This window comes from Burkholderia sp. Ac-20392, from assembly GCF_017104585.1.
Lineage (GTDB): Bacteria > Pseudomonadota > Gammaproteobacteria > Burkholderiales > Burkholderiaceae > Burkholderia > Burkholderia lata.
Window position 1 is genome coordinate 1 of record NZ_JAAGPB010001164.1, and the last position, 631, is coordinate 631.

Sequence of the window (631 nt, forward strand, 5' to 3'; positions counted from 1 at the left end):
ACACAGCAGCCCGAGCCCGAAGATCGCGCCGCGATGCGTATTGACGCCGCCGGTCGCGGCAAGCATCGCGTGCTCGGCGCGCAGGCCGATCTTGCGCAGCACGGCCATGTCCGCATCGCGTGCGCCCGCATCGGCCAGCTCGGCGAAGTACGGCCGCAGCACCGCGGCGCTGCGGGCGAACGTCGCCGCATCCATGTCGGTGTGACTGCCGGTGTCGACGTGACTGACGAGCCCCGGCTTCGGATAGGTCTCGATTTCGAGCACGAGGCTGCGCTCGGCCAGTTCGGCGATGCGCTCGGCTTCGGACGGCGCCGGTACGCGGCAGGCAGCCCAGGCGCTCATCGCGACCCTCCGATGAATGTGTCGGCCGGCATCAGTTCGACGGTGGTCGCGGTCTTGACCGCGACTTCAGGCTGCCGTGCATGGAGTTCGCGCCAGTTGACGCCCGCGCCGTCGTCGCGCAGCAGTTCGCCGTCGATGCGCATCGGCGCGCGCGCGTCGATCTCCGCGAGGCCGTCGAGCAGCGCAGCGAGCGATACGGCCGCCGACAGCGGAAACGCGAGGTCGAGATCGGACGATGCACTCAAGTACGGCTCGCCCGTCAACGCCTGCCACGCGAGGCAGGCGTTGA

Annotated in this window: 2 protein-coding genes; both read right to left on the bottom strand. The window is 69.9% G+C overall.

Features of this window, described 5'->3' with window-relative positions; translation table 11 throughout:
* The coding region (locus G3N99_RS41405; protein ID WP_206125331.1) for a triphosphoribosyl-dephospho-CoA synthase at nucleotides 1–342 on the bottom strand (342 nt) is incomplete at its 3' end.
* Nucleotides 339–631, bottom strand: a 293-nt coding sequence (gene mdcG, locus G3N99_RS41410; protein WP_206125332.1) for a malonate decarboxylase holo-[acyl-carrier-protein] synthase, incomplete at its 5' end; no start/stop codon positions are given. The genes G3N99_RS41405 and mdcG, both read right to left, overlap by 4 nt.